At 60.2% G+C, this 24,116-nt stretch carries 14 protein-coding genes, 2 tRNA genes and 2 pseudogenes; 13 read left to right on the forward strand and 5 right to left on the reverse strand.

Annotated features, from left to right (window positions below; translation table 11 throughout):
* Nucleotides 1-294 precede the first annotated feature (294 nt).
* Both HU727_RS26115 and HU727_RS26120 read left to right on the forward strand, forming a co-directional pair.
* Nucleotides 295-348, forward strand: a pseudogene (locus tag HU727_RS26115) (hypothetical protein); the annotation flags it as partial.
* Between the two features lie 390 nt (nt 349-738).
* Nucleotides 739-1,254: pseudogene (locus tag HU727_RS26120) on the forward strand (methyl-accepting chemotaxis protein); the annotation flags it as partial.
* Nucleotides 1,255-1,348: 94 nt separating this feature from the next.
* Here HU727_RS26120 and HU727_RS12455 read toward each other — a convergent pair.
* From HU727_RS12455 to HU727_RS12470, 4 genes are all read right to left on the reverse strand, one after another.
* Nucleotides 1,349-2,914, reverse strand: coding sequence for an ABC transporter permease (locus tag HU727_RS12455; protein ID WP_186531717.1), 1,566 nt, complete (start codon nt 2,912-2,914; stop codon nt 1,349-1,351).
* A complete protein-coding gene (locus tag HU727_RS12460; RefSeq protein WP_186531716.1) occupies nt 2,914-3,924 on the reverse strand; it encodes an extracellular solute-binding protein in 1,011 nt (336 codons plus the stop codon). Before HU727_RS12460 ends, HU727_RS12455 begins: the two co-directional genes overlap by 1 nt.
* 277 nt (nt 3,925-4,201) lie before the next feature.
* Nucleotides 4,202-4,288 (reverse strand) — tRNA-Leu (locus HU727_RS12465).
* Between the two features lie 180 nt (nt 4,289-4,468).
* Nucleotides 4,469-4,555: transfer RNA gene (locus HU727_RS12470), tRNA-Leu, on the reverse strand.
* Between the two features lie 225 nt (nt 4,556-4,780).
* On the opposite strand from HU727_RS12470, the gene rnr reads away from it, so the two are divergent.
* The 7 genes from rnr to dnaB all read left to right on the forward strand — a co-directional run bounded on the left by rnr (nt 4,781) and on the right by dnaB (nt 12,074).
* Entirely contained in the window at nt 4,781-7,411 is a 2,631-nt protein-coding gene (gene rnr, locus HU727_RS12475) for a ribonuclease R (protein WP_186531715.1), read from the forward strand.
* Nucleotides 7,408-8,172, forward strand: a complete 765-nt coding sequence (gene rlmB, locus HU727_RS12480; protein WP_097089872.1) for a 23S rRNA (guanosine(2251)-2'-O)-methyltransferase RlmB — start codon at nt 7,408-7,410, stop codon at nt 8,170-8,172. Before rnr ends, rlmB begins: the two co-directional genes overlap by 4 nt.
* A 306-nt stretch (nt 8,173-8,478) precedes the next feature.
* Entirely contained in the window at nt 8,479-8,901 is a 423-nt protein-coding gene (gene rpsF, locus HU727_RS12485; RefSeq protein ID WP_016771938.1) for a 30S ribosomal protein S6, read from the forward strand.
* Nucleotides 8,902-8,930: 29 nt separating this feature from the next.
* Complete coding sequence (gene rpsR / locus HU727_RS12490; protein WP_002551829.1) at nt 8,931-9,161, forward strand: 30S ribosomal protein S18; 231 nt, start codon at nt 8,931-8,933, stop codon at nt 9,159-9,161.
* 36 nt (nt 9,162-9,197) lie between these two features.
* Nucleotides 9,198-10,091: a hypothetical protein gene (locus HU727_RS12495; RefSeq protein WP_186531714.1), complete on the forward strand. Its 894-nt coding sequence runs from the start codon at nt 9,198-9,200 to the stop codon at nt 10,089-10,091.
* A gap of 18 nt (nt 10,092-10,109) precedes the next feature.
* On the forward strand, nt 10,110-10,556 hold the full coding sequence (gene rplI / locus HU727_RS12500; RefSeq protein WP_003221136.1) for a 50S ribosomal protein L9: 447 nt from the start codon (nt 10,110-10,112) through the stop codon (nt 10,554-10,556).
* Between the two features lie 120 nt (nt 10,557-10,676).
* Nucleotides 10,677-12,074: a replicative DNA helicase gene (dnaB, locus tag HU727_RS12505; RefSeq protein ID WP_186531712.1), complete on the forward strand. Its 1,398-nt coding sequence runs from the start codon at nt 10,677-10,679 to the stop codon at nt 12,072-12,074.
* Between the two features lie 86 nt (nt 12,075-12,160).
* Here the strand turns inward: dnaB and HU727_RS12510 are convergent, their stop codons facing one another.
* Nucleotides 12,161-14,077 carry a hypothetical protein gene (locus tag HU727_RS12510; RefSeq protein ID WP_186531710.1) on the reverse strand — a complete coding sequence of 639 codons (1,917 nt, stop codon included), beginning with the start codon at nt 14,075-14,077 and terminating at the stop codon, nt 12,161-12,163.
* A gap of 588 nt (nt 14,078-14,665) precedes the next feature.
* Here HU727_RS12510 and HU727_RS12515 point away from each other — a divergent pair.
* From HU727_RS12515 to HU727_RS12530, 4 genes are all read left to right on the forward strand, one after another.
* Nucleotides 14,666-16,969, forward strand: coding sequence for a YgiQ family radical SAM protein (locus HU727_RS12515; protein ID WP_186531708.1), 2,304 nt, complete (start codon nt 14,666-14,668; stop codon nt 16,967-16,969).
* 338 nt (nt 16,970-17,307) lie between these two features.
* On the forward strand, nt 17,308-20,583 hold the full coding sequence (locus tag HU727_RS12520; protein WP_186531706.1) for a transglutaminase family protein: 3,276 nt from the start codon (nt 17,308-17,310) through the stop codon (nt 20,581-20,583).
* Between the two features lie 99 nt (nt 20,584-20,682).
* The gene (locus HU727_RS12525; RefSeq protein WP_186531704.1) at nt 20,683-23,169 is read left to right on the forward strand and encodes a circularly permuted type 2 ATP-grasp protein; all 2,487 of its coding nucleotides are present in this window, start codon (nt 20,683-20,685) and stop codon (nt 23,167-23,169) included.
* Nucleotides 23,169-24,059, forward strand: a complete 891-nt coding sequence (locus tag HU727_RS12530) for a transglutaminase family protein (RefSeq protein WP_186531702.1) — start codon at nt 23,169-23,171, stop codon at nt 24,057-24,059. The genes HU727_RS12525 and HU727_RS12530 overlap by 1 nt, the downstream gene beginning before the upstream one ends.
* Nucleotides 24,060-24,116: the final 57 nt, after the last annotated feature.

Consider the following 24,116-nt stretch of genomic DNA (forward strand, 5'->3'; position numbering starts at 1 on the left):
GAGCTCGACAAGCGCTTTCTGGCGCTGATTTCCAGCAGCGATCAACTGGTCGGTGACAGCCTTAAAGGCGCCGCGGCGGACAGCGCCAAAGCCATGCAGGCGCGCTTGCAATCGGCCCAATCCACCGCTAGCGAAATGAAAGCCAACACGGCCCAAACCGTTCAAGAAGCTGCTGCGACGTTACGCTGGCGCATCGGCCTGGGCCTGGCGCTGGTTGGCTGCGGCGTTCTGCTGTTGCTGGCTGTAGTTCTTGGTCGTCGCGTGGTCAATCGCCTGAAAATGCTTAACGCGGCGATGGACGATCTGGCGGCAGGCGAGGGGGACCTGACCAAGCGCGTGCAGATCAACAGCAACGACGAAATCGGTGACATGGCTTCAGCGGTCAACCGCTTTGTGGACAAACTGCAGCCGATTGTCCGCGAGGCCGGCGATGTCGCTCAGCGTACTGGCGTGGAAATCGGGGCGATGACCTTGCGCAATGCCGGCGCCGATGCGGCGGCCGGAATGCAGCGTGATGAAGTTGCAGAAAGCTTGCGCGCGCTGTCGCAAATGGCTGACGAGGCGCAATCGGAAAGTCACGCGATGCAGGCAGCGCTCAGGCAAGTCGTGGAGATCCGTCAGGCCACTGACGAAAACACTCGCACCTCGGCGAAGGTCGGCGGCTTGATCGAGGCGCTCGCCGGACAAGTCGATACCGGGGCGAAAGTCATCGAACGGCTGGCGCAGCAGAGCCAGCAGATTGAAGTGGTTCTGACGGTCATTCACGGGATTGCCGAGCAGACCAATCTGCTCGCATTGAACGCGGCGATTGAAGCGGCGCGGGCTGGCGAGACCGGGCGCGGTTTTGCCGTGGTCGCTGACGAAGTTCGCGCATTGGCGAGCAAGACGCAGAGCTCCACTGGCGACATTCAGGCGCACATTGTGGCTCTGCAGCAGGGCGCGCGGGAGGCGGTCGAGGCGATCGGTCAGGCCGGGCGTCAGGCCAGCGAGGGCTTGCTGGTGTTGCGCGACAGTGCGCGTTTGCAGCAGTCGGTTCAGGCATCTGTCGAGCAGGTTCATGCCGCGATCGGCCTGGCGACGCAAGCGGCAGCACATCAGGCGCAGGGGGCGCAGGCAGTGCGTGGGCGCGTCGAGACGATTCATGCCCAGGCCGAGAAAGCGGCGCAGGCAGTGGTGGAGACCACGGCCAGTGGCAAGGTGCTGGATGGCTTGGCTGCGCAATTGAAGGCAAGCCTGGGGCAGTTCCGGGCTTAAGATCAAAAGATCGTCCGATCGCGGCCCGAGCCTTCGGCCCCACCTACAGGGAAACGCAGATTCCCATGTAGGAGCTGTCGAAGGCTGCGATCCTTTAGCGGCTCAGATACATCCGCGTTGTGAGCAGATAAACCGGCAACCCTGAGACCAGAATCAACAGCGCCGCATAAGGCGCCGCTGCCGCAAACTCGACATTCGCCGTATGCGCCCAGACTTCGGTCGCCAGCGTATTCAGCCCGGTCGGGCTTAGTAACAAGGTTGCCGTCAGCTCCTTCATCGCATCGAGAAACACCAACGCAAACGCTGCCCCCAATGCTGGGAAAATGATCGGCAACGTCACCCTGCAAAACGCCGTGAGCGACGAAGCGCCCAGCGTCCGCGCCGCTTCTTCCAGCTGCGGCGCAGCCTTGTTCAGCGCCGTGCGGATCGGTGCCTGAGCCAACGGCAGAAACAGCAGTGCATAGGCGATCAGCAGCAGTCCCGAGGTCTGATACAGCACCGGCACGTAATGCAGGGCGAAATACACCAGCGTCAGAGCAATCACCAACCCCGGCAGCGCGTGAAGCAAATAAGGCAAGCGTTCGGCCCAGATCGCCAACTGACCTTTATAGCGCACTACCAGCAATCCCACCGGTACGGCCAGCACCAGGCACAGCGCCGCGCCGCCCAGCGACAATGCCAGCGACGACAACAGCGCTTCGCTAATCGCCGCCACCGGGAAGGCTGCCGATGAACCGACCGCCAGCCAGTACGCCAGCATCCCCAGCGGTATCCCGCTGCCGATAATTGCCAACGCCAGACAATACAGCTGACCGAGCGCAGCCCACCGCCCGAGTCGCACTTGTTCAGCCTGTCGCGCCGCGCCCTGGCCGGTGCGCACATGCCGGCCCTTGCCGCGCACTCTCAACTCCAGCCACAGCAGCATCAAACACAGCGCCAACAAGACGGCCGAGAGCATCGCCGCGTTGGCGTTGCTGAATTCCAGTTCGAATTGCTGATAGATCGCGGTGGTAAAGGTTTGCAGGCCAATGATCGAAAGCGCGCCGAATTCCACCAGCATATGCAAGGCAATCAAAAGCGAGCCGGCCAGCAGCGATGGCCACAGCAGTGGAAGGGTGACGCGAAAAAACACACCCCAGCGATTCTGCCCCAGCGTACGTGCGGATTCTTCGAGTGAGGGATCAAGGTTGCGCAGGGTGGCTGCGACCGGCAGAAAGATCAGCGGATACTTCGACAGGCTCATCACCAGAATGGCGCCGCCGAGGCCTTCGAACTGTGCGCTCAGCGACACCCAGGTGAAGCTGCTGACGAAGGCCGGCACCGCAAACGGCAGGCACAGGATCACACCCCACAGGCGTCGGCCGGGCAAGTTGCTGCGCTCCAGCAGCCAGGCGAGTGATAGACCGACCACGCCGCAAGTGATGGTCACGCCCACCATCAGTGCCAACGTATTTCGCAACAGACCAAACACATACGGGCGCCACAACAAGTGCAGCGCCTCGGCCCAGCCGGCCTGCCAGGCTTTCAATCCGACATAGGCGAGTGGCAGCAGGCTCATGACCACAAGCAGCAACACCGGCAGCACCAGCCAGATCGACGGCCGTTTACTTTTTGGCACGTAACCCCCGCGCGCGGCGGGGGCCGATAACGATGTTGCCATCAGTTCAGGCCAACTTCGCGTTCCAGCTCCAGTGCTTCTTCGGCGTTGCCAAGGTCGGCCGGCGTGACGTCTGGCGCTTCCAGCTCACTGAACGGCTTGAGGCCGCGATCCGATTCCATGCCTTTATGCAGCGGATATTCGGCCGTCGTCTGGGTGATCACACGCTGTCCTTCTTCGCTGGCCATAAAGGCCAGGAATTGCTGAGCTTCCTTTGGATGTTTACTGGACTTCAACACGGCAGCGCTGGATACGGTGATCAAGCCGCCCGCGTCACCGCCAGTGAAGTAATGCAGTCTGGAATCAAGCTTGCCCTTCTCGCGTTGCAGGGCAAACCAGTAATAGTTGTTTACCAGCACTGTAGCGACTTCGCCGTTTTCCACGGCTTTGAGGGCGACCATGTTGTTGCTGTAGGTCTTGCCGAATGCGCGCAAGCCGGTCAGCCATTCTTCAGCGGCGTCGCGACCGTGCATTTTGATGATTGCGACAGCCTGCTCCTGAAAGGCACCACTGGTCGGGACAAAGCCGACCTTGCCCTGCCACTGCGGCTCAGAGAACTCCATGATCGATTTGGGCAGGTCTTTCTCATCGATCAGTTTAGGGTTGAACGCAACAACGCGAACCCGGGCGGTGACGCCGATCCAGGTGCCGTTGGCGGCCACGTACTTTTCCGGCAGCACGGCCAGAGTGGCGTCATCGGCTTTGGCCAGCAGGCCTTGCTCACCCAGATTGTTCAGCGGTGGCGACTCTTCGGTGTAGATCACGTCGGCAGGGGAGCGGTCGCCCTCTTCGATAATCTGGCTGGCGAGCTGATTGCTGCTGCCCTTGCGCACGTTGACGTGAATGCCGGTCCTGGCTTCGAACGCCTTGGCAATCGCGTCGCCGACTTCCTTGTGCTGGCCGTTGTAAAGAGTCAGGGAAACCGCATCGGCAGCCTGGGTGAGGGGAGTGGCGAGTGCCAGGCCGAGGAGGGTGAAGGTCAGGCCTCGGCGCAGGGTATTTCGAAACGTCATTCGCAGGGTTCCTCACTGTCGCATTGCAAAATCTTGCAACAATGATAAACGATATTGTTTCTCATGTGCGCCTTGTGAGGCGACTGGCGATCGTGTAGGCGCTGTCGAAGGCTGCGATCTTGTTTTTGATTGTCAGGAAAAAACAAGGTCAGGGATCGCAGCCTCGTTGCACTCGTCAGCTCCTACAGGCGATGAGGAGGATTGCGGAGCGCAGAAACGCAAAAACCCGCTTTCGCGGGTTTTTGTGAAATCCAAGGTCTGAACCTTGAATTTGAATTGGTGCCCAGAAGAAGACTCGAACTTCCACGACCGTAAGGTCACCAGCACCTGAAGCTGGCGTGTCTACCAATTTCACCATCTGGGCAATCATCGCAAGCGTCACCGCTGTTGATGTGGCGCACTATACGGAGCCGTTTTTGATCTGTAAACCCCTGATTTAATTTTAATAAATCAGGTTGAGCAAAAGCTTTCCATGAGATGCACAAAACCCGCTTTCGCGGGTTTTGTGTGAGTCTTGAAACTGATCTAGTCTCAAACTCGAAATTGGTGCCCAGGAGAAGACTCGAACTTCCACGACCGTAAGGTCACCAGCACCTGAAGCTGGCGTGTCTACCAATTTCACCACCTGGGCATCATCGAAAACGCTTGTGCGTCGTCGATGGCGCGCACTATACGGAGCGTCTTTTTAACTGTAAACCCCTGCTGCGTAAAAAACTGAATTTTTTTACCAGCGGCGTTCAAACCTGTATCAGAGCGTCGATACAGGGCCTTGTACGCCCTTATGAAGTCGGAAATTTCCCGTTTCACGGCGCCTATGCCAAACTAACCCTTATATAGACAAGGTGAAAACTCTCTAATGGCCGATTGGCAGTCCCTCGATCCCGAGGCCGCTCGTGAAGCGGAAAAATATGAAAACCCTATTCCCAGCCGCGAACTGATCCTGGCGCACCTCGCCGATCGGGGTTCGCCTGCTGCCCGCGAGCAACTGGTCGAAGAGTTTGGTCTGACCACAGAAGACCAGATCGAAGCCCTGCGCCGCCGTTTGCGTGCAATGGAGCGCGACGCTCAACTGATCTATACCCGCCGTGGCACGTACGCACCCGTAGACAAGCTCGACCTGATCCTGGGCCGCATCAGCGGTCACCGTGACGGCTTCGGCTTCCTGGTGCCGGACGACGGCAGTGACGACCTGTTCATGAGCCCGGCGCAAATGCGTCTGGTGTTCGACGGTGACCGCGCGCTGGCGCGAGTTTCCGGGCTCGACCGTCGTGGTCGCCGTGAAGGCGTCATCGTCGAAGTGGTCTCGCGGGCTCACGAAACCATCGTCGGTCGATACTTCGAAGAAGGCGGCATCGGTTTCGTCGTCGCCGACAACCCGAAGATCCAGCAAGAAGTGCTGGTCACGCCGGGCCGTAACGCCAACGCGAAGATCGGCCAGTTCGTAGAAGTCAAAATCACCCACTGGCCGACGCCGCGCTTCCAGCCGCAAGGCGATGTGGTTGAAGTGGTCGGCAACTACATGGCGCCGGGCATGGAAATCGATGTCGCTTTGCGGGCATACGATATCCCTCACGTCTGGCCTGAAGCGGTGCTCAAAGAAGCCGCCAAGCTCAAGCCCGAAGTTGAAGAGAAAGACAAAGAAAAGCGCATCGATCTGCGTCACTTGCCTTTCGTGACCATCGACGGCGAAGACGCGCGCGACTTCGATGACGCGGTTTATTGCGAAGCCAAACCGGGCAAGCTGCGCCTGTTTTCCGGTGGCTGGAAGTTGTACGTGGCCATCGCCGACGTCTCCAGCTATGTGAAGATCGGTTCGGCGCTGGACAACGAATCCCAGGTTCGCGGCAACTCCGTGTATTTCCCGGAGCGCGTGATCCCGATGCTTCCGGAGCAGCTGTCCAACGGCTTGTGCTCGCTGAACCCGCACGTCGATCGCCTGGCCATGGTTTGCGAGATGACCATCTCGAAAACCGGCGAAATGACTGATTATTGCTTCTACGAAGCGGTGATCCACTCCCATGCACGCCTGACCTACAACAAAGTCAGTGCGATGCTGGAGACGCCGAAACTTACCGAAGCGCGCCAGCTTCGCGGTGAGTACAACGATGTTCTGCCGCACCTCAAGCAGCTTTACGCGCTTTACAAAGTACTGCTGGGTGCTCGTCACGTGCGTGGCGCGATTGATTTCGAAACGCAGGAAACCCGGATCATCTTCGGCTCCGAGCGCAAGATCGCGGAAATCCGTCCGACTGTTCGTAACGATGCGCACAAACTCATTGAGGAATGCATGCTGGCGGCCAACGTGGCCACTGCTGAATTCCTCAAGAAACACGAAATCCCTGCGTTGTATCGCGTCCACAACGGTCCGCCACCGGAGCGTCTGGAAAAACTGCGCGCCTTCCTTGGTGAGCTCGGTCTGTCTTTGCACAAAGGTAAAGAGGGGCCGTCGCCGAAGGATTATCAGGCCTTGCTGGCAAGCATCAAGGATCGTCCCGATTTCCATCTGATCCAGACGGTGATGCTGCGTTCGTTGAGCCAGGCGGTGTACAGCGCCGATAACCAGGGTCACTTCGGCCTGAATTACGAAGCCTATACCCACTTCACCTCGCCGATCCGTCGTTACCCGGACCTGCTCACGCACCGCGCGATCCGCAGCGTGATCCATTCGAAGCAGGATACCCCGCACGTACGTCGTGCCGGTGCGATGACCATTCCGAAGGCGCGCATTTATCCGTACGACGAAGCCGCCCTGGAGCAGCTCGGCGAGCAATGCTCGATGAGTGAGCGCCGTGCCGACGAAGCGACCCGCGACGTTGTGAACTGGCTCAAGTGCGAGTTCATGAAAGATCGCGTCGGCGAGTCCTTCCCGGGCGTAATCACTGCGGTAACCGGTTTTGGCCTGTTCGTCGAACTGACTGATATCTACGTCGAAGGCCTGGTGCACGTCACCGCGCTGCCGGGTGATTACTACCACTTCGATCCTGTGCATCACCGCCTGGCGGGCGAGCGCACCGGTCGCAGCTTCCGTCTCGGCGATACCGTTGAAGTGCGGGTCATGCGCGTTGACCTTGATGAACGCAAGATTGACTTCGAGATGGCGGAAAAAACCATCAGCGCGCCAATCGGTCGCAAAAAGCGTGGTGCTGAAACCGCTGCGCCTGCGGCCAAAACTGCCGCAGAGCCAGCTCCGGCAAAAGCCGCCGGTCGTCGCCCGGCGAAAGAGAAGGCTGCCGAAGCCTATCGCCCGAGCGACGCTGTGGCGAAAAACGCCGAGTTGCGCAAAAGCCGTGAAATGAAGAAAGCTCTGCTTTCTGACGCCAAAAACGGTGGTAAAGCGGCGTCCGGGGGAAAGACCGGACGGTCGGCGCCTGAGACGGCCGCCGGCGGCAAGCCAGCCAAACCGAGCAAACACCGTAAAGGCCCGCCTAAAGCGGGTTCCGCTCCAGCCAAAAGTGGCGGGGCGCGTAAACCGAAGGCGAAGTCATGAGTCAGTTGGAAAAAATCTACGGCGTTCACGCGGTAGAAGCGTTGCTGCGTCATCACCCGAAACGCGTCAAGCAGATCTGGCTGGCGGAAAGTCGCAACGACCCGCGCGTGCAGACCTTGATCGAGCTGGCGAACGAGAATCGCGTCCAGGTCGGCCAGGCCGAGCGCCGCGAAATGGACGCCTGGGTTGAAGGCGTGCACCAGGGCGTGGTCGCGGATGTGAGTCCGAGTCAGGTGTGGGGCGAGGCGATGCTCGACGAGTTGCTTGATCGCACCGAAGGCGCGCCGCTGTTGCTGGTGCTCGACGGCGTGACCGACCCGCACAACCTCGGCGCCTGCCTGCGCTCGGCCGATGCGGCCGGTGCGCTGGCGGTCATCGTGCCTAAAGACAAGTCTGCAACCTTGACGCCGGTCGTGCGTAAAGTTGCCTGCGGCGCGGCGGAAGTCATTCCGCTCGTAGCGGTGACCAACCTGGCGCGCACCCTGGAAAAGCTTCAGCAGCGCGGCTTATGGGTCGTCGGCACGGCGGGCGAGGCCGAGGTCAGCATTTATGACCAGGACCTCACCGGCCCGACCATCCTGATCATGGGCGCCGAAGGCAAAGGCATGCGCCGCCTGACCCGCGAGCACTGCGACTATCTGGTGAACCTGCCGATGGCCGGCAGCGTCAGCAGCCTCAACGTTTCGGTGGCGACAGGTGTCTGCCTGTTCGAAGCCCAGCGCCAGCGCGGCGCCAAGGCCAAGGCTGCCGCGAAGAAATAAGCTTCACGCAATCAACTGTGGGAGCGAGCCTGCTCGCGAAGAGGGAGTGTCAGTCGACGTATTTGTTGTCTGACAGGCCGCATTCGCGAGCAGGCTCGCTCCCACATTCGGTTACGGTGTCTGGAAGATCGGTGGTTGTTCAAATATTCACCAATTGCCTTGCGCCCCCGCAGTCCCTTCTCTACAATTGCGCCCCTTGCTGTGACGGCAGGCACGCATGTGCCCCGCGCCAGCAAGTCCATAAGTGTCATTCACTCCTTGTCTGACCGTTTTTGAGCGGCAGGCTACAACCCGTAAGGAGCATTCATGCGTCATTACGAAATCATCTTTCTGGTCCACCCGGATCAGAGCGAGCAAGTCGGCGGCATGGTTGAGCGTTACACCAAGCTGATCGAAGAAGACGGCGGCAAAATCCACCGTCTGGAAGATTGGGGCCGTCGTCAACTGGCCTACGCAATCAACAATGTTCACAAGGCTCACTACGTGATGCTGAACGTTGAGTGCACTGGCAAGGCTCTGGCCGAGCTGGAAGACAACTTCCGCTACAACGATGCAGTGATCCGTAACCTGGTCATCCGTCGCGACGAAGCCGTTACCGGCCAGTCCGAGATGCTCAAGGCTGAAGAAAACCGCAGTGAGCGCCGTGAGCGTCGCGACCGTCCTGAGCACGAAGGCGCCGAAGGCACCGACAGTGATGACAGCGACAACAGCGATAACGCTGACGAGTAATCCACGGACCTTATTAAGGAGCCTATCAAATGGCACGTTTCTTCCGTCGTCGTAAATTCTGCCGCTTCACCGCTGAAGACGTGAAAGAGATCGATTACAAAGATCTCAACACTCTGAAAGCCTACGTATCCGAGACCGGCAAAATCGTTCCAAGCCGCATCACCGGTACCAAAGCTCGTTATCAGCGTCAGCTGGCCACCGCTATCAAGCGCGCCCGCTTCCTGGCCCTGCTGGCCTACACCGACAGCCACGGCCGCTGAGACCGGGCAGTCGACAAGTAGCAAAGGATTGAATGCATGCGTGCCTTAGCCGAGTTCATCATGCGAGGCCGTATGCAGGCCACTCTTGTAGTGGCCGGGTGTGCAACATTGCCGTTGTTGTATTGGTTGGGCGCTGCCGCCGGGAGCCTTGTGCTGCTACGGCGCGGATTGATGGACGCCCTGGGCGTTCTGTCACTGGGACTGCTGCCGGCATTGATCTGGTGGTTGTATGCCGATGACCCACGGGCACTTCTGGTGCTGTTGGGGTCTTCGGGACTTGCGTTGGTTTTGCGCGCAAGTGAGTCCTGGGTTCGCACGCTGCTGGTCAGCGTAGCGGTAGGAGTGGTGTTTTCAGTGGTGCTCGGGGCTGCGTTTGCAGCCCAGATCGAGATGCTTGCACAGGCCCTTATAAAGGTCATGCCGGCGCTTCTCGGTGAGACTTACAAGCAATTGTCGGTCGATGAGCAAGCGCGTTTCGCGTCCCTGATTGCACCGGTCCTGACCGGACTGATTGCGGCCTTGTTGCAAATCGTCAGCGTGCTGAGCCTGATTGTCGGGCGGCATTGGCAGGCGTTGTTGTACAACCCGGGTGGTTTTGGTCGCGAGTTTCGCGCCATTCGCATCCCGCTGGGGCCGGCGATGTTACTGCTGGCGTTGATGCTTCTGGGCCCGAATCTCGGCGCACAGATGGCCATGTTGACGCCGTTGTGCAGTGTACCGTTGGTGTTCGCCGGACTCGCCCTGATTCACGGGCTGGTCGGGCAAAAGCGACTGGCCGGTTTCTGGTTGGTGGGGTTGTACGTCACGCTGCTGTTGTTCATGCAGCTGATCTATCCGTTGCTCGTGGTTCTGGCCATTGTCGACAGCCTGATTGATTTTCGCGGTCGTCACGTGTCGAAAGACACCGACAGCGCGAACGGTGAAGGTTAAAAGTTAGAGGATTTTCACATGCAACTGATCCTTCTGGAAAAAATCGCCAACCTGGGCAACCTGGGCGACAAAGTAAACGTTAAGGCCGGTTACGGCCGTAACTACCTGCTGCCTTTCGGCAAGGCTACCGCTGCGACCGCTGCCAACCTGGCTGCGTTCGAAGAGCGTCGCGCCGAGCTGGAAAAAGCTGCCGCAGACCGTAAAGCATCGGCTGAAAGCCGTGCTGCCCAACTGGCCGAGCTGGAAGTGACCATCACTGCCACCGCTGGCGACGAAGGCAAGCTGTTCGGTTCGATCGGTACTCACGACATCGCTGACGCACTGACCGCCTCCGGCGTTGAAGTGCAGAAGAGCGAAGTTCGTCTGCCGAACGGCACCATCCGCAACGTGGGTGAATTCGACGTGGCTGTGCACCTGCACGCCGAAGTTGAAGCCACCGTACGCGTTGTCGTGGTAGCAGCTTAAGCAACATCGATCGGCTGGCGGCTTGTCCGTCAGGCGGTTAACATCGGGCACGATCCTGTTTACAGGTCGTGCCCTTTGTCTTTCTGAATTCCCTGCTTTTCATCCAACACTCAAGTGGCCATGAACGATATCTCCGCTCCCGAGCAATACGATCTGCAAACCGCTGCCCTGAAGGTGCCGCCGCATTCCATCGAGGCCGAACAGGCCGTACTCGGTGGTTTGATGCTGGACAACAACGCCTGGGAACGCGTGCTTGATCAAGTCTCCGATGGCGATTTCTATCGACATGACCACCGCCTGATCTTCCGAGCGATCGCCAAACTGGCCGATCAGAACTCGCCGATCGACGTCGTGACCCTTGCAGAGCAACTGGACAAGGAAGGTCAGACGTCGCAGGTCGGCGGCCTCGGGTATCTTGGCGAACTGGCGAAAAACACGCCGTCGGTCGCTAACATCAAGGCTTATGCGCAGATCGTTCGTGAACGCGCGACCTTGCGCCAGCTGATCGGTATCAGCACCGAAATTGCCGACAGTGCGTTTAATCCGGAAGGCCGCAGCGCCGCCGAGATTCTCGATGAAGCCGAACGGCAGATCTTCCAGATCGCCGAAGCGCGACCGAAGACCGGTGGCCCCGTGGGCGTGAATGATCTGCTGACCAAGGCCATCGACCGCATCGATACCTTGTTCAACACCGCAGACGCGATCACTGGCCTGTCCACGGGCTACACCGACCTCGACGAGAAGACCAGCGGCTTGCAGCCGTCCGACCTGATCATCGTCGCCGGCCGTCCGTCGATGGGTAAAACCACCTTTGCGATGAACCTGGTGGAAAATGCAGTGTTGCGCAGCGAAAAAGCGGTACTGGTGTACTCCCTCGAGATGCCAGGCGAATCGCTGATCATGCGTATGCTGTCGTCGCTCGGCCGTATCGACCAGACCAAGGTGCGTTCCGGCCAATTGGAAGACGACGACTGGCCACGCCTGACTTCAGCGGTCAATCTGCTCAACGACCGTAAACTGTTCATCGATGACACGGCCGGTATCAGCCCGTCGGAAATGCGCGCGCGGACTCGGCGTCTGGTGCGTGAGCACGGCGAAGTCGGCCTGATCATGATCGACTACCTGCAGCTGATGCAGATCCCTGGTTCCAGCGGTGACAACCGGACCAACGAAATCTCCGAGATCTCGCGATCCCTGAAAGCGCTGGCCAAGGAATTCAACTGCCCGGTGGTCGCACTGTCGCAGCTCAACCGTTCCCTTGAACAACGTCCCAACAAGCGTCCGGTGAACTCCGACTTGCGTGAATCCGGAGCGATCGAGCAAGACGCCGACGTAATCATGTTCGTCTATCGCGACGAGGTGTATCACCCGGAGACCGAGCACAAGGGCATCGCCGAAATCATCATCGGCAAGCAGCGGAACGGCCCGATCGGTTTCATCCGTTTGGCGTTCATCGGTAAATACACGCGCTTTGAAAACCTCGCCCCGGGCAGCTACAACTTCGACGACGACGAGTAACAACAGATCGGGCGATCCGCTCTGCCTTGGCGGTTACCCAGGTCTGCCAGCGCCGCCCCCGCTGCCTGAAGGGTGTCACTGAACGGCTACCCGACACGGTCAGTGGAGGTCGCCGCCAGGTCGAAAATCCTTTGCGCTGTGCGTCCGTCGATGTATTCGCGCCATATGGCGACATGTTTTCGGTGCGCCATTTCTTCTTTGCGTTGCGATACGATGCCCTTCGCGCTCTGCTCAAGGGTTTTCAAGTGGGCGCCGCGTACGTTGAAATTCAGACTCGGGGTGTCCGGCGCCGCATAATGGAAATGCGCGTGCCAGAGTGGGGATCCGGTCTGGGCATCATTGATCGAATAGATGTCGAGATATTCTCGGTCCTTGCCTTTGCCTCGTTTCAAGCGATCGCCGCTCTTCAATACACGAATGTGGCCTTTGTCGATCAGATAAATCAGTCGGTCAGCACTCAGGAAATCTTTGTCCTTGTAGATCCGGATGCGTATCTGTTCGCCCTCATCGCGCAGGCGCTTGCTGTCAAGCCTCAGTTGCCGTAGCAACTCGCCGGTCTCGGCAGCCGCGGGTTCATGCCGTTGCAGCGCTACGGCGATGTCATCCAGTGTTTTGGCTTTGCTTTGGAGCATTTCGACAATATTGTCCGGGTTGTTGTTTTTCCGCTCCTGTCTGAGTGCGGCGTCCACGTGTGAGTCGGTCTTGTTCAGGTGTTGATCGGCTTCGGCAAGCAGCGCGGACAGACCTTTTTCCCTGGGCGGCAGCCACGGACGCCATTCTCCGTCCCGGTGCTCGTAGGTTTGCAGGACTTGCTCCGGATGAAGGGGATTGTGCACGTCGAGAACCTCCTCTCCCTGCGCGGTGCGTCGTGATTCGCCGATCCTGATCTTGTAGATGCCATGCTTTTTCGCCCGAAAGAGTCGCCAGGGCTTCGGCGCGGGGCCGCTTCTGCGTTGCTCCGGGATAAAGTCGAAATCAATCGGTTGCTCGTGGCCAGGTCGCGTCAGCCCTACTGCCTGTTCGTGGTAGTAACGGGTCAAGCGGCGTCCCAGCGTGTGCTCGAACTCTCTGATTTCTGTACTGATTTCATCGCGTGAAATGACGTGCTCCGGGCCTGGCGGCAATTCAAGTCTTTCGTACCAGTCACGGATTGCCGCACATTGTTTCGTCAACTCATTGAGTACGGGCGTGCGGGCGACGTCCGGTATGTGCTCGAGTACGCCATAGACGGTTGTGGCCTGAGCAAACTGAGTCGCCAGATAGGACGCCTTGGGGGCCTGACTGGCAGGTTGCGGATGATCAAGGAGCACGCTTTTGGCAAAGACCCACATGGCAGCGATTCGATGGGTTTCGATCGGTGAGAGGATGCCCTCGTTAGAGTCAGGGCGCGGGACGTGCCATTTTTTAACCAATTGGTCGTCGATTTGCTGGCGCTTTTTCATGTAGCCCAGCATTTTGCTCAGGAAGGCCACGGCCCTGGGGCGGTTATGGTCGGGAAGGTCGAACAGGGAACCTTCGAGAGCCTGACGGGACAGGCCGCTTTCAATCAGTTGCTCGTAGGCGAGTATTTTTCCTTTAAGTAACGCTATGATTCTCTGTCGGTAGCCTTCGGTTGTCTTGAGATCAACAATCGCACTTTTGTTGGCATTGCAGAAATCGGTTGCTTCCTCGAATGCTTGCAGCTCCCGCCGATGTTGCACTTCGCGCTCAACCAGAACGAAGCGTTCACCTTCCGTATCTTTTACGCCCAGCCATTTCGTCCTCAGGCGCTGACTTTCCAGCCCGGCTGTTTCGATCTTGTCGAGGAGGCGGTCAAGCTCGGCCTCCACCTCCAGATAACGAAATACGTTCGCACGTTGCGCTCCCTGGAAAGTCGCCCCCATGAAGCGTTCGCGCGGTTGCCAGAGGCGGCTTGCAGCGTCGAGCTGCAAAATAGGCCCCGAAGGATTCAGCTCGCTGGGCAGTTTGGCGCGGTAGAGGCCGCTGGCTGGATCCAGTCCCACCTGTACGGTCCCGCCCTGCGGCACTCTTACGTATTCACGTCCCTTGAATACCGAAACACCTTGGGCATTCGGAGCGGGGAGCACAGTCGGCGCAGTAATCCAGTAACCTCGCAGCGAACGTTCGCCTGCTACGGGCGTTGGCCCAGGGTCGGCGGATGCGCTGATCGAGACCCGAGGCGGCTGCGACGTTATGGTGTCGAGGCCAGGATCGATCGTCGCTCCCGAGGCGGCTTGAGCGGGATCCCTTGACGCAGGCCGGCCGTCGAGGGCAAGCGCGTGAGCGGGCCGGGCGACCGGATCAGTGGTTCGTGGTACATGAACCGAGGCGGTTGTTGTGCCCCTGACAGGCGGTTTGACTGGCATTGCATGTCATCCTTTAACGTATCTCGCCTCGCTACTCCCGGGCGGGAGGCTACGGACGGTTGGCATCCTTGCCGTGTGCGGTGTCGTGCGTTTACATGAGCGCGGAGTGTTCAGGTTGACGAGGCGGACGGCTTCTCGGAGAAACCGACCATTGCCGTCGGAATTGGTCAAATTTTGTGCTATATTCCGCGCCCGCGATTTTTCACTTCAACACCGGTCGTCGACATGCAAGCAGCCAAGCCGTTATTTGACTATCCAAAATATTGGGCCGAATGTTTCGGGCCAGCGCCATTCCTGCCGATGAGCAGGGAGGAGATGGATCAGCTTGGCTGGGATTCGTGTGACATCATCATTGTTACCGGAGATGCCTACGTCGATCACCCATCGTTCGGCATGGCAATCATCGGCCGGCTGCTGGAGTCGCAAGGCTTTCGCGTCGGGATCATTGCGCAGCCAAATTGGCAGTCCAAAGACGATTTCATGAAGCTCGGCGAGCCGAACCTGTTCTTCGGCGTCGCGGCCGGCAACATGGACTCGATGATCAACCGCTATACGGCGGACAAGAAAATCCGCTCTGACGACGCCTACACCCCGGGCGGCATGGCCGGCAAGCGTCCGGATCGCGCGAGCCTGGTTTACAGCCAGCGCTGCAAGGAAGCCTACAAGCATGTGCCGATCGTGCTTGGCGGCATCGAAGCCTCGTTGCGCCGCATCGCACATTACGACTACTGGCAGGACCGCGTGCGCAACTCGATCCTGATCGACGCCAGCGCCGACATTCTGCTGTACGGCAACGCCGAGCGCGCGATTGTCGAAGTCGCTCAACGTCTGTCCTACGGCCACAAGATCGAAGACATTACTGACGTGCGCGGCACCGCGTTCATCCGTCGTGACACGCCACAAGGCTGGTACGAAGTTGACTCGACGCGCATTGATCGTCCGGGCAAGGTCGACAAGATCATCAACCCGTACGTGAACACCCAGGACACCCAGGCCTGCGCCATCGAACAGGAAAAAGGGCCGGTCGACGATCCGGAAGAAGCCAAGGTCGTACAGATTCTGGCCAGTCCACGGATGACCCGTGACAAGACCGTGATCCGTCTGCCGTCGATGGAGAAAGTGCGCGGTGATGCGGTGCTGTATGCCCACGCCAACCGCGTGCTTCACCTCGAAACCAACCCGGGCAACGCCCGCGCGCTGGTGCAGAAGCATGGCGAAGTCGATGTCTGGTTCAATCCGCCGCCGATTCCAATGACCACCGAAGAAATGGACTACGTGTTCGGCATGCCGTACGCACGCGTCCCGCACCCCGCGTACGGCAAGGAAAAAATCCCGGCCTACGACATGATCCGTTTCTCGGTAAACATCATGCGTGGCTGCTTTGGCGGCTGCACCTTCTGCTCGATCACCGAGCATGAAGGCCGGATCATCCAGAACCGTTCCGAAGAGTCGATCATTCGCGAAATCGAAGAGATCCGCGACAAGGTGCCAGGCTTTACCGGCGTCATTTCCGACCTCGGCGGCCCGACCGCGAACATGTACCGCATCGCCTGCAAGAGCCCGGAAATCGAATCCGCGTGCCGCAAGCCGTCCTGCGTGTTCCCCGGCATCTGCCCGAACCTGAACACCGATCACTCGTCGCTGATTCAGCTGTATCGCAGCGCACGTGCCCTGCCGGGCGTGAAGAAGATCCTGATCGCTTCCGGCCTGCGTTACGACCTCGCGGTCGAGTCGCCGGAGTACGTCAAAGAGCTGGTGACCCACCACGTCGGCGGTTACCTCAAGATCGCCCCGGAACACACCGAGGAAGGTCCGCTCAATCAAATGATGAAGCCGGGCATTGGCAGCTATGACAAGTTCAAGCGCATGTTCGAGAAGTACACCAAGGAAGCGGGCAAGGAGCAGTACCTGATTCCGTACTTCATCGCCGCGCACCCTGGCACCACTGACGAAGACATGATGAACCTGGCCCTGTGGCTCAAGGGCAACGGCTTCCGCGCCGACCAGGTGCAGGCGTTCTACCCTTCGCCGATGGCCACCGCGACGGCGATGTACCATTCGGGCAAGAACCCGCTGCGCAAAGTCACCTACAAGAGCGACGGCGTGACCATCGTCAAGAGCGAAGAGCAGCGCCGTTTGCACAAGGCATTCTTGCGTTATCACGACCCGAAAGGCTGGCCAATGCTGCGTGAAGCGCTGATCCGCATGGGCCGTGCCGATCTGATCGGGCCGGGCAAGGACCAGTTGATCCCGGCGCATCAGCCAGCCACTGACAGCTATCAGAGCGCCCGCCGTAAAAACTCGACACCGGCCGGCAGCCATAAAGTGGCGAAAGAGAAAACCACCAAGATCCTCACCCAGCACACCGGTCTGCCCCCGCGTGCCAGTGATGGTGGTAATCCCTGGGACAAGCGCGAGCAGGCCAAGGCTGCGGCGTTCGCCCGCAACCAGCAGGCTGCCAAGGAGCGCAAGGATGCCGCCAAAGGCAAAGGGCCGAAACCGACCCGCAAGCCGGTAGTCCCGCGCTGATTCGCGACCGATACAAGCACAACGCCAACCTTAGGGTTGGCGTTTTGCATTTCAGACCTCAAGAAATGAGTTGTTGCCGCTGGCCTCTTCGCGAGCAGGCTCGCTCCCACAGGAGAACGCATTCCAAATGTGGGAGCGAGCCTGCTCGCGAATGCGTCCGGTCAAACACAGCAAGAATCAGCGTCCGCAACATTTGCGGGCAACTTCGCCAAAGCTTTTCCTCGCATCGCCCGGTTTTGGTGCTGTACTGCCTTGAGCATTCGCGAAAGCGCTCAGGCCCGTGCATGGCATAAGTCTTGCGCGCTTTCCATTACGCCCAGGCTCGCAGGAGGCACGCCGTGTCGATTCATGTCGCATTGCATCACGTCACGCATTATCGCTACGACCGCGCTGTCGAACTCGGCCCGCAGATCGTGCGCCTGCGCCCGGCGCCCCACAGCCGCACGCGGATTCTGTCCTACGCGCTGAAAGTCTCGCCCGAGCAGCATTTCATCAACTGGCAGCAAGACCCGCAAGGCAACTACCTGGCGCGTCTGGTGTTTCCCGAGAAAACTCGAGAGCTGCGCATCGAAGTCGACCTGCTCGCTGAGATGGCCGTATTCAACCCGTTCGATTTTTTTCTGGAGCCGTACGCCGAAAAAATCCCGTTCGCCTACGCCGCCGACGAGCGCAAGGAGCTGGCGCCGTACCTGGAAACCCTGCCGCTCACGCCAACCTTCAAGGCCTACCTCGACGGCATTGATCTCACTTCGCTGCCTGCCGTGGATTTTCTGGTGGCGCTCAATCAACGTCTCAGCGAAGACATCGGTTACCTGATCCGCATGGAGCCGGGCGTGCAAACCCCGGAGCGCACCCTTCAGAACGCGTCTGGCTCCTGCCGCGATTCGGCGTGGCTGCTGGTGCAGCTGTTGCGCAACCTGGGCCTGGCGGCGCGGTTTGTGTCCGGTTATCTGATTCAACTGAGCGCAGATGTGAAGAGCCTCGACGGCCCATCCGGCACCGAGGTGGATTTCACCGACCTGCACGCCTGGTGCGAGGTGTATCTGCCGGGTGCCGGCTGGATTGGTCTGGACGCAACGTCTGGACTGTTTGCCGGTGAAGGGCATATTCCGCTGGCGTGCAGTCCCGACCCATCCTCGGCGGCGCCGATCAGCGGCATGGTCGAGCCGTGTGAAACGCAGTTCAGTCATGAAATGAGCGTGGAGCGGATCTGGGAGGCGCCACGTGTCACCCAGCCCTACACCGACGCGCAATGGCTGGCGATTCAGGCGCTGGGCCGGCGGATCGACGCCGACTTGCTGGAAGGCGATGTGCGCCTGACCATGGGCGGCGAGCCGACGTTCGTCTCCATCGACGATCCGGATGGCGCCGAATGGAACACGGCGGCGCTGGGCGAGGACAAGCGCCGGCTCTCCGCCGAATTGTTCCAGCGCCTGCGTAAGCACTACGCGCCCAGCAGTCTGGTGCATTTCGGCCAGGGCAAGTGGTACCCCGGCGAGCAACTGCCGCGCTGGTCGCTTAACTGCTATTGGCGGCGCGATGGCGTAGCGGTCTGGAAAAACGACGCGTTGATTGCCGACGAACAGCAGGACTACGGGGCCGATGGCGAACTCGCCGGACGCTTTCTTGCCAGCGTTGCCGAACGCCTGAAGCTGCCTGCCAGATTCGTCTTCCCGGCCTACGAAGACAATTTCCATTACCTCTGGCGCGAGGGGACGTTGCCCGGCAATGTCAGCGCCGAGGATTCGCGCCTGGAGGAACCGCTGGAGCGGGCGCGACTGCGCAAGGTCTTCAGCCAGGGGCTCGGCAAGGTGATTGGCCAGGTGCTGCCGCTGGCGCGCACGGCCAAGGGCGACCAATGGCAGAGCGGGCGCTGGTATCTGCGCGATGACCACTGCCGTCTGGTGCCGGGGGATTCACCGTTGGGCTACCGCTTGCCGCTCGGCTCGCAGCCTTGGGTGAAAGCCGCCGAGTACCCGTTCATCCATCCGCAGGATCCGAATCAGGACTTTCCTGAATTGCCCGATGCTGCGCGTCTGAGCCAGCATGGCGAAGCCGCCACGGCCGACGAGCGTGCACCGACAATCGACGAATCCGCCGACTGGCTGACCCGCACCGCCTTTTGCGCTGAACCCCGCGAGGGCCGTCTGTATCTGTTCATGCCGCCGCTAGAGCGCGTCGACGACTATCTGGAGTTGGTTGCGGCCATCGAGGCCACCGCCGAAGAGCTGCATTGCCCGGTGTTGCTCGAAGGCTACGAGCCGCCGAGCGATCCGCGCCTGAGCAATTTCCGCATAACCCCGGACCCGGGCGTGATCGAGGTCAACGTGCAGCCTTCGGCGAGTTGGGAGGAGTTGGTCGAACGCACCGAGTTTCTTTATGAACAGGCACGGCAAACCCGCCTGACCACGGAAAAGTTCATGATCGACGGACGCCACGCCGGTACCGGCGGCGGCAACCATTTCGTCCTCGGTGGCGAGACGCCGGCGGACTCACCGTTTCTGCGCCGCCCGGATCTACTGCGCAGCCTGATCAGTTACTGGCACAACCATCCTTCATTGTCGTATTTGTTTTCCGGTTTGTTCATCGGCCCGACCTCACAGGCACCGCGTGTCGACGAAGCGCGCAACGATGCGCTGTACGAACTGGAAATCGCCTTCGCACAGATGCCTGAACCGGGCGAAGAATGCGCGCCGTGGCGGGTGGATCGACTGCTGCGCAACTTGTTGATCGACGTCACGGGCAACACCCATCGCGCTGAATTCTGCATCGACAAACTCTATTCGCCGGACGGCGCCACCGGTCGCCTCGGCCTGCTGGAGCTGCGTGCCTTTGAAATGCCGCCGCACGCGCGCATGAGCCTCGCCCAGCAATTGTTGCTGCGCGCGCTGGTTGCGCGTTTTTGGCGTGAACCTTACGCACCGCCGAAACTGGTGCGTTGGGGCACCGAACTGCACGACCGTTTCATGCTGCCGCACTTTATCGAGCAGGACTTCGCCGAAGTCATCGCCGAGCTGAACAGTGTGGGTTATCCACTGCGGGCAGAGTGGTTCGCGGCGCATCTGGAGTTCCGCTTTCCCAAGGTCGGCGATTATGCCGTCAACGGTATCGAGCTGGAGCTGCGTCAGGCGCTGGAGCCATGGCATGTGCTGGGCGAGGAGGGCTCGGCTGGGGGAACCGTGCGGTATGTCGATTCATCGCTCGAGCGGTTGCAGGTCAAAATCAAAGGTCTACCCCCGCAGCGGTATCTGTTGACCTGCAACGGCGTCGCCGTGCCGTTGCACCCCACTGGGCGTGTCGGCGAGTTCGTGGCGGGGGTGCGCTTCCGGGCGTGGCAACCGGCCAACTGCCTGCAGCCGACCATCCCGGTGCACGCGCCGCTGGTATTCGACCTGCTCGACACCTGGATGGAGCGTTCGCTGGGCGGCTGCCAGTATCACGTCGCTCATCCCGGTGGGCGCAATTACGAAACCTTGCCGGTCAACGCCAACGAAGCGGAAAGCCGGCGCATGGCGCGGTTTTTCCGGGTCGGCCACACGCCGGGGAAACTGGCAGTACCGCAGGTTCAAACCAACGACGAGCTGCCGATGACACTGGATTTACGCCGTTTCTAAGTCGTCACTTGTTCAGAAGCATGTCGCAGGATTTTTCGTATATCCGGCGTCATGTGCCTGCGTTAGTCTGACCGTTCCTTGCTGTCTGCCGAGCTATCCATGCCTGACCTGCTAGACCGCTACCCGCTGAGCGCGGGCACTTATCACGAACTGCTCGACGGCAGCGGTGCGGTGCGCCCGCATTGGCGGCGACTGTTCGACCAGTTGCAGCGCAGCAGCCCTGCACAACTGGCGCAGCGGCAGGCATTGCTGGCGCGGCAGATTCAGGAAAACGGCGTTACCTATAACGTCTATGCCGACCCGAAAGGGGCTGACCGGCCGTGGGAACTGGATCTGTTGCCCCATGTGATCGCAGCGGATGAATGGCAGCAGCTGTCGGCCGGCATTGCTCAGCGCGCGCGATTGCTTAATGCGGTGCTGGCGGATCTGTACGGCCCGCAGCGACTGATCCGGGAGGGCCTGTTGCCGGCGGAGCTGGTGTTCGGGCACAACAATTTTCTCTGGCCCTGTCAGGGCATCGTGCCGCCGGACTCGGTTTTTCTGCACCTGTACGCAGTGGATCTGGCGCGCACGCCGGACGGCCGCTGGTGGGTCACCGCCGATCGTACGCAAGCGCCGTCGGGCGCCGGTTACGCACTGGAAAACCGCACTATCGTCTCCCGTGCTTTCCCCGAGTTGTACCGGGATCTGAAGGTTCAGCACCTGGCGGGATTCTTCCGCACGCTGCAGGAAACCCTGGCCCGTCAGGCGCCCGATGGCGATGACACGCCGCTGGTGGTCCTGCTGACACCGGGGCGTTTCAACGAAAGTTATTTTGAGCATCTGTACCTGGCCCGCCAGCTCGGCTATCCGCTGGTGGAGGGCGGCGACCTGACGGTACGCAATGCCACGGTGTACCTGAAAACCCTCAGCGGCCTGCGCCGGGTGCACGCCATCATGCGGCGCCTCGATGATGATTTCTGCGATCCGCTGGAGTTGCGTACCGACTCGGCGCTTGGTGTTCCCGGTCTGCTGGAAGCAGTGCGTCAGGGACGGGTGCTGGTCGCCAACTCTCTGGGCAGTGGTGTGCTTGAGTCGCCGGGGTTGCTCGGCTTTCTGCCGAGGATCAACCAGTTCCTGTTCGGCGAGGAACTGATATTGCCGTCCATCGCGACGTGGTGGTGCGGTGAGGCACCGGTGCTGGCGCAGGCGTTGGAAAAGCTGCCTGAACTGCTGATCAAGCCGGCTTTTGCGTCCCAGAGCTTCGTACCGGTATTCGGGCGCGATCTGAGTGAAAAACAGCGCGAATCCCTCGCTCGGCGCATGCAGGCACGGCCCTATGCGTACGTTGCGCAAGAGTTGGCGCAACTGTCCCAGGCGCCGGTCTGGCAAGCGCTGGACGGACAACTGCAACCCAGGGCGATCGGCATGCGCATGTATGCAGTGGCCAGTCACGACGGCTACCGCGTCCTGCCGGGCGGCCTGACGCGAGTGGCAACCGATGCCGATGCCGAAGTGGTGTCGATGCAGCGCGGCGGGGCAAGCAAGGATACCTGGGTGCTCAGCGACCGCGCACCGAATGATGAACAATGGAAGGCGCAGCGAAATGTCGGGGTGCATGATCTCATCCGTCGCGATCCGTACCTGCCTTCGCGTGTCGTGGAGAACCTGTTCTGGTTCGGCCGCTATTGCGAGCGTTGCGACGACAGTGCGCGGTTGCTGCGCATCATGCTGGCGCGCTATGTCGATGGCGATGACCCGCAGGCATTGCAGGCGGCGGTCGATCTCGGTGAGCGACTGGCGTTGCTGCCGGACGAAGGTGATTTGCCGCAGCGTTTGCTCGCTGCGCTGCTGGGCGAGGATTGGTCGTTCAGTCTGCGTTCCAACCTGCACCGCCTGCAATGGGCCGCGTCGCAAGTGCGCGGCAAGCTGTCTCGGGAGAACTGGCAGGCGCTGGTCGAATTGCAGCGTGAAGCGATGGAGTTGGAAGTCGACGAACCGGATTTCGGCGAACTGCTGGATTTCCTCAACCGTCTGGTGATGTCGCTGGCGGCGCTGTCAGGGTTTGCGCTGGATGACATGACCCGCGACGAAGGCTGGCGCTTTCTGATGATCGGTCGGCGGATCGAGCGCCTGCAATTTCTCAGTAGTAGTCTGGCGGCGTTTCTGCGCGGCGCGGGTGCGTTCGACCAGGCGGGGCTGGAATGGCTGCTTGAGCTTGGCAACAGCAGCATCACCTACCGCTCGCGGTACCTGGCGGTGGCACAATTGATTCCCGTGCTTGATCTTTTGTTGCTCGATGAACAGAACCCCCACGCGGTGTTGTTTCAACTGAAACTGGTCACTCGGACTTTGAAGCGCTTGAACGACGATTTCGATGCGCCTCGGGAAACCGGCTTGCCGCAGCTGGTTGAACGCCTGTCACGGTTCGATCTGGGGGGTCTGGAAAATCCTTTGTTTGGCAAATCCAGCGTACGTGCTGCGCTCGACGGCCTGGCGGATCTGCTGCAGGAAATTGCCGAAGCCAGCGGGCAAGTATCGGACCGTCTGGCCCTGCGCCATTTCGCCCATGTCGATGATGTCAGCCAGCGAACGGTGTCTGTCTGATGAGCGCTCATTACCAGATTTTTCACGACACCAGCTATCACTACGACAGCCCGGTTTCCCTCGCCCAGCAACTGGCGCACCTGTGGCCACGCGAGTGCACGTGGCAGCGCTGCACCGAGCGGCAATTGCAGATCAGCCCTGAGCCGACGGTGCGACGCGATGAACTGGATGTGTTCGGCAATCCGTTGACCCGGCTGGCGTTCGAACGACCACATGATCAATTGCAGGTCAACGCACGGCTGACAGTTGAAGTGCTGACGCGGCCGGTGTTGGATTTCAATCGATCCCCGCCGTGGGAGCTGACGCGCGATGCGCTGTCCTACAGCAGCCGACCGATGCCCGCGGATTTGCTGGAAGCCTGTCGCTACCGGTTCCAGTCTCCCTACGTGCACTTGAAGCGCAGCTTTGTCGAGTTCTCGCAAAGCTGCTTTGCACCAGCGCAACCGCTGTTGCTGGGTGTGCAGGCATTGATGCAAAAGATTTTCAGCGAGTTCACCTTCGATGCCGAAGCCACCCAAGTGGCGACGCCGCTGGTGGAAGTGCTTGAACGTCGGCGTGGGGTCTGCCAGGACTTCGCCCATCTAATGCTCGCCTGCGTACGCTCGCGTGGGCTGGCGGCGCGTTACGTCAGTGGCTATTTGCTGACCCAGCCACCGCCGGGGCAGCCACGCTTGATCGGCGCTGATGCCTCCCATGCCTGGGTGTCGGTGTTCTGTCCGGTACTCGGTTGGGTGGATTTCGATCCGACAAACAATGTGCAACCTGCGCTGGAACACATCACGTTGGCGTGGGGCCGGGATTTTTCCGATGTGTCGCCGTTGCGTGGGGTGATTCTGGGCGGGGGCAGTCATGATCCGGAAGTGCGGGTGACGGTGATGCCGTTGGATTGACACGGTACCTGTGGGAGCGAGCCTGCTCGCGAAAGCGTCAGGTCAGCCAATATATTT

Source organism: Pseudomonas khorasanensis, from assembly GCF_014268505.2.
GTDB lineage: Bacteria > Pseudomonadota > Gammaproteobacteria > Pseudomonadales > Pseudomonadaceae > Aquipseudomonas > Aquipseudomonas khorasanensis.

What these genes read in the sequence shown, in the direction of transcription:
- HU727_RS12455 (WP_186531717.1), bottom strand. Translation starts at nt 2,914, where the DNA reads ATGGCAACATCGTTATCGGCCCCCGCCGCGCGCGGGGGTTACGTGCCA.
- HU727_RS12460 (WP_186531716.1), bottom strand. Translation starts at nt 3,924, where the DNA reads ATGACGTTTCGAAATACCCTGCGCCGAGGCCTGACCTTCACCCTCCTC.
- rnr (WP_186531715.1), top strand. Translation starts at nt 4,781, where the DNA reads ATGGCCGATTGGCAGTCCCTCGATCCCGAGGCCGCTCGTGAAGCGGAA.
- rlmB (WP_097089872.1), top strand. Translation starts at nt 7,408, where the DNA reads ATGAGTCAGTTGGAAAAAATCTACGGCGTTCACGCGGTAGAAGCGTTG.
- rpsF (WP_016771938.1), top strand. Translation starts at nt 8,479, where the DNA reads ATGCGTCATTACGAAATCATCTTTCTGGTCCACCCGGATCAGAGCGAG.
- rpsR (WP_002551829.1), top strand. Translation starts at nt 8,931, where the DNA reads ATGGCACGTTTCTTCCGTCGTCGTAAATTCTGCCGCTTCACCGCTGAA.
- HU727_RS12495 (WP_186531714.1), top strand. Translation starts at nt 9,198, where the DNA reads ATGCGTGCCTTAGCCGAGTTCATCATGCGAGGCCGTATGCAGGCCACT.
- rplI (WP_003221136.1), top strand. Translation starts at nt 10,110, where the DNA reads ATGCAACTGATCCTTCTGGAAAAAATCGCCAACCTGGGCAACCTGGGC.
- dnaB (WP_186531712.1), top strand. Translation starts at nt 10,677, where the DNA reads ATGAACGATATCTCCGCTCCCGAGCAATACGATCTGCAAACCGCTGCC.
- HU727_RS12515 (WP_186531708.1), top strand. Translation starts at nt 14,666, where the DNA reads ATGCAAGCAGCCAAGCCGTTATTTGACTATCCAAAATATTGGGCCGAA.
- HU727_RS12525 (WP_186531704.1), top strand. Translation starts at nt 20,683, where the DNA reads ATGCCTGACCTGCTAGACCGCTACCCGCTGAGCGCGGGCACTTATCAC.
- HU727_RS12530 (WP_186531702.1), top strand. Translation starts at nt 23,169, where the DNA reads ATGAGCGCTCATTACCAGATTTTTCACGACACCAGCTATCACTACGAC.